Origin of the sequence: Nonomuraea aridisoli, assembly GCF_003236395.1 — a bacterium.
In the GTDB taxonomy this organism is placed as follows: Bacteria; Actinomycetota; Actinomycetes; order Streptosporangiales; family Streptosporangiaceae; genus Nonomuraea; species Nonomuraea aridisoli.
On the sequence record NZ_POUD01000453.1, the window covers coordinates 1 to 4,243 of the forward strand.

Genomic DNA, 4,243 nt, shown 5'->3' on the forward strand with positions numbered 1-4,243 from the left:
CACCATCACCTACCACCGGCCCTGATCCAGCCCCTGCGCCCACCCCATTGCGCCGACCCATGGCCAGGAAGTGGACAGCGAATGGCCTGGGAACCGGTCAGGCGAACAGCCGACACTCGGCGGGCCGTCCGGCGACGGGGAAACACCGTGCCGCCGGCGGTGTCGTCTCCGTGCCACCGAGAAAGGCTGATCGATCGTGGCTGAACGCGTACGCGTGGCCGTGCTGGCGGGTGGGCCGTCCGCCGAACACGAAGTGTCGCTGCAGTCGGCACAGGCCGTGCTCGAAGCGCTGCCGAGGGACCTGTACGAGCCCGTGCCCGTCATCATCGACCGGCAGGGCAGATGGCCGATGGAGCTGCGACGCGACCTGGCCGACGTGGTCTTCCCCGTCCTGCACGGCCCGTTCGGCGAGGACGGCGTCGTCCAAGGCCACCTGGAGACGCTCGGCATCCCGTACGTGGGCTGCGGCGTCCTGGCCTCCGCCGTGGCCATGAACAAGGTCGCGATGCGGCGCACGTTCCTCGCGGAGGACATTCCGCTCACCCCGCACGTGTGGTTCACCGAGCACCAATGGCGCACCACCACCGACCACTGGGACCTGGTGAAGCCGCTCGACTGGCCGATGTACGTCAAACCGGCCAACCTGGGCTCCTCCATCGGCATCTCACGCGTCACCACCATGAACGAACTGCGCGCGGGCGTGGAACTCGCCCTGACCTACGACCGCGTGGTCGTCGTCGAGCAGGGCGTGACCGCACGCGAGATCATCTGCGGCGTCCTCGGCGACCACGACACCCCGGACGCCTCCGTGCCCGGCGAGCTCATCGTGCCCGGCGACTGGCTCGACTACGAGGCCAAATACCTCAGCCAGGCCGAGATCGCCACCATCCCCGCCGAACTGCCGGAACGGGTCGCCGAGGACGTGCGCGAGCTGTCCCTGCGCGCCTTCCAGGCCATCGGCGGCTACGGACTGTCCCGCGTCGACTTCCTCTACGAGGAGCACACCGGACGCCTGTACGTCCTGGAGGTCAACACCATGCCCGGCTTCACCTCCCGCTCCGTCTACGCCAGAGCCTGGGCCGCCAGCGGCGTCCCGTACCCGGACCTGCTGCGCCGCCTCATCGACCTCGCCCTCGCCAGGAGCGGCTCATGATCCCCATGACGCTGAACGAGATCGCGCAGGTCGTCGGCGCGAGCCCGCACGACGTACCCGACCCGCACGCGCTGGTCACGGCGCCCTCGGCGGTCGACTCCCGCGCGGTGGTGCCCGGCGGCCTGTTCGCCGCGACGATCGGCGCCCGCGTCGACGGCCACGACCACGCGGCCGCCGCCATCGCGAACGGCGCCGTCGCCGTGCTGGCCGCACGACCCGTCGGCGTGCCCGCCCTCGTCGTCGACGACGTCCAGCAAGCGCTAGGCCAGCTGGCCAGGCACCTGCTCCACCACATCAGCCCGACCGTGATCGGCCTGACCGGCTCCGTGGGCAAGACCACGACCAAGGACCTGCTCGCCCAGGTCCTCGAACGACACGCCCCGACGGTCGCCACCGACCGGTCGTTCAACAACGAGCTCGGGCTGCCGCTCACCGTGCTGCGCGCCGACGCCACCACCCGCCACCTCGTGCTCGAGATGGGCGCAGGCCGCAAGGGCGACCTGACGTACCTGACCGGGCTCGCACCACCCCGGATCGGGCTCGTGCTCAACGTCGGCACCGCCCACGTCGAGCGGATGGGAACCGGGCCGGCCGACGTGGCCCAGGCCAAAGGCGAACTGGTCGAGGCACTCCCGGCCGACGGGTACGCCCTGCTCAACGCCGACGACCCGTACGTCATCGGCATGACCGGCCGCACGAAAGCCCGGATCCTGCTGTACGGCCGATCCGCGCAGGCACAGGTGCGAGCCGAACACGTGCGCCTGACCGACCGCGCACGACCCGCGTTCACCCTGGTGACCCCCACCGGCCGCGCCCCCGTCCAGCTCGACCTCATCGGTGAGCACCAGGTGAGCAACGCCCTGGCCGCGGCCGCCGCCGCGATCGTACTCGGCCTGGACGCCGCCGAGATCGCCGACGGGCTCACCACCGCACGACGCCGCTCCGCGGGCCGCCTGGAGATCGTCGAACGACCCGACGGCGTCACCGTCGTCAACGACGCCTACAACGCCAACCCCGAATCCATGCGGGCCGGCCTGCGCGCCGCCAAGGCCCTGGCCGGCACCCGCCGTACCGTCGCCGTGCTCGGCGCGATGGGACAGCAGGCCGACGCCTCCCGCGCCCGGCACGCCGAGATCGGCCGCCTCGTCGCCGACCTCCGCTACGACGTGCTCATCACGGTCGGAACGGGGGACCCGCACGCGATGGCGGAGGCGGCACGATCCGCGGGCCACGACCTGGCCGTCCACACCACCGGCGACGTGACCGCAGCCCTCACACTCGCCACCGCGCTCCTCGAACCAGGAGACGTGGTGTTCGTCAAAGCCTCCAGCGAGATCGGCCTCGACGCCTGCGCCCGCGCGCTGGCCGACGCCTGACCGTTCCATCCGATCACCAGCTGACGAAACGGAGCCCCATGCGCACCATCGGCCTCATCGGCGGACTGAGCTGGGAATCGACCGTGATCTACTACCAGATCATCAACCAGCGGGTACGCGAACGACTCGGCGGCAGCCACTCCGCCGACAGCCTCATCTGGTCCATCGACTACACGACCGTCGAGAACCTCATCTTCGCCGACCGCTGGGACGAGGTGAGCACGTTGCTCACCGACGCGGGCAGGAAACTCCAGGACCTCGGCGCCGGCCTCCTGCTCGTCTGCAGCAACACCTTCAGCCGGGTGAGCGACGACGTGGAGCGGGCCGTGAACGTGCCCGTGCTGCACATCGCCGACGCCGTCGCCGCCGAGATCCGCGCCAGAGGCATGCGCAAGGTCGGCCTGCTCGGCACGCGCTTCACCATGGAACAGCCCTTCTACCGGGACCGGCTCGCCGCCCACGGCTTCGACGTGATGATCCCGCGCCGTGAGCAGCGCGAACTCGTCCATCGCGTGATCTTCGACGAACTGGTGCGCGGAGCCCTCCGGCAATCGTCCAGGGACGCCTACGCCCGGATCATCGCCGACCTCGCCGACGACGGCGCCGAAGCCGTCATCCTCGGCTGCACCGAGATCGAACTGCTCATCAGCGACAAGGACAGCGCCACCCCCGTGCTGCCGAGCGCTCGACTGCACGCCGAGGCGGCGGCCGCCCTCGCACTCGCCGACGGACACGTTCCTGCACCCCGGTAGAGCCGCTGCTTCGCGGCTCAACCGGACCGGTACGCCGACGCGCCGTACACCTCCCGATGCCACAGGTCGGCGCAGACCCGCTCGACACCGGCCGCCAGATGACGGCGATAGGTGGTGAAAGGAAGACCGAGCCGCTCCGCGGCCACCTCCTGCGTCGGCGCGCCACGCAGGAACGTGACGGACAACGCTCGATGGAACTTCACCGCCCGCGGATCCGCACGCAGATCGTCGATCGCCTGGCGGAGCAGGTCACCCAACGCCGTGGCCGGGCTCTGCCCGGCCCGCTCGGCGACCACCCGGGTGCGCGTCAACGGGGAAGCCGCCAACACGTCCAGCCGCGGCAACTGCCGCAACGCCTTGCGAACCGCGTCGGCGAACTCCGCCTGCGACAACACCGCCAACGTCGCTGAGGCGCCGCCGGCGGACCCCGAGCCGGGCTGCCGGCTCAGCCACGCCCGCGCCGGCACCGCGCGCCAATCATGAACCAACACGGCGCACGCGTCATCTCCCGGCCGTGGCCGCTCGGAGATGTCACGCATCCCCAGACGCCGCCCCACAAGCTCCACCCACACGTCGTCCGGATGCCGCACCTCGATGAACGACCACGCCAGCCGCTCCGACCGCAGACAATCGCCGATCAACCGCCCCAGCATCACCTCCATCACCGGCGAACTCCCGCGACACGACGGCACCACCCACATCCGACCGACCCCCACATGCTCACCCGCCCGCAACGGCGCGGTACCCCGCGCATGCCCCCACGCCATCGCCACCACCGGATCAGCCCTCAACTCCTCCTCATCGAGCTCCGCCAACCGCAACCACGCCGCAAACCCCACCGGCTCACCGGTCTCCACCCGCCGATACAACCGGAACGCCTCCACCTGACGCCCCGCCCAGAAAGCGACACAGTCCGCGGCCCCCGCACTCTCGGCCACCTGCAGCAACGTGCCGACATCCGC

The 4,243-nt window shown here is 70.8% G+C and carries 3 protein-coding genes and 1 pseudogene; 3 read left to right on the plus strand and 1 reads right to left on the minus strand.

Annotated elements, in window-relative coordinates:
• Positions 1–196: 196 nt before the first annotated feature.
• The 3 genes from C1J01_RS46580 to C1J01_RS46590 are packed head-to-tail and all read left to right on the plus strand — an operon-like array spanning position 197 to position 3,281.
• Positions 197–1,153, plus strand: coding sequence for a D-alanine--D-alanine ligase family protein (locus C1J01_RS46580; protein ID WP_111185404.1), 957 nt, complete (start codon positions 197–199; stop codon positions 1,151–1,153).
• Positions 1,150–2,529: a UDP-N-acetylmuramoyl-tripeptide--D-alanyl-D-alanine ligase gene (locus C1J01_RS46585; RefSeq protein ID WP_111185405.1), complete on the plus strand. Its 1,380-nt coding sequence runs from the start codon at positions 1,150–1,152 to the stop codon at positions 2,527–2,529. Before C1J01_RS46580 ends, C1J01_RS46585 begins: the two co-directional genes overlap by 4 nt.
• A 38-nt stretch (positions 2,530–2,567) precedes the next feature.
• Complete coding sequence (locus tag C1J01_RS46590; protein WP_111185406.1) at positions 2,568–3,281, plus strand: aspartate/glutamate racemase family protein; 714 nt, start codon at positions 2,568–2,570, stop codon at positions 3,279–3,281.
• A gap of 17 nt (positions 3,282–3,298) precedes the next feature.
• On the opposite strand, the pseudogene C1J01_RS50740 reads toward C1J01_RS46590, so the two are convergent.
• A pseudogene (locus C1J01_RS50740) lies at positions 3,299–4,243 on the minus strand (ATP-binding protein); the annotation flags it as partial.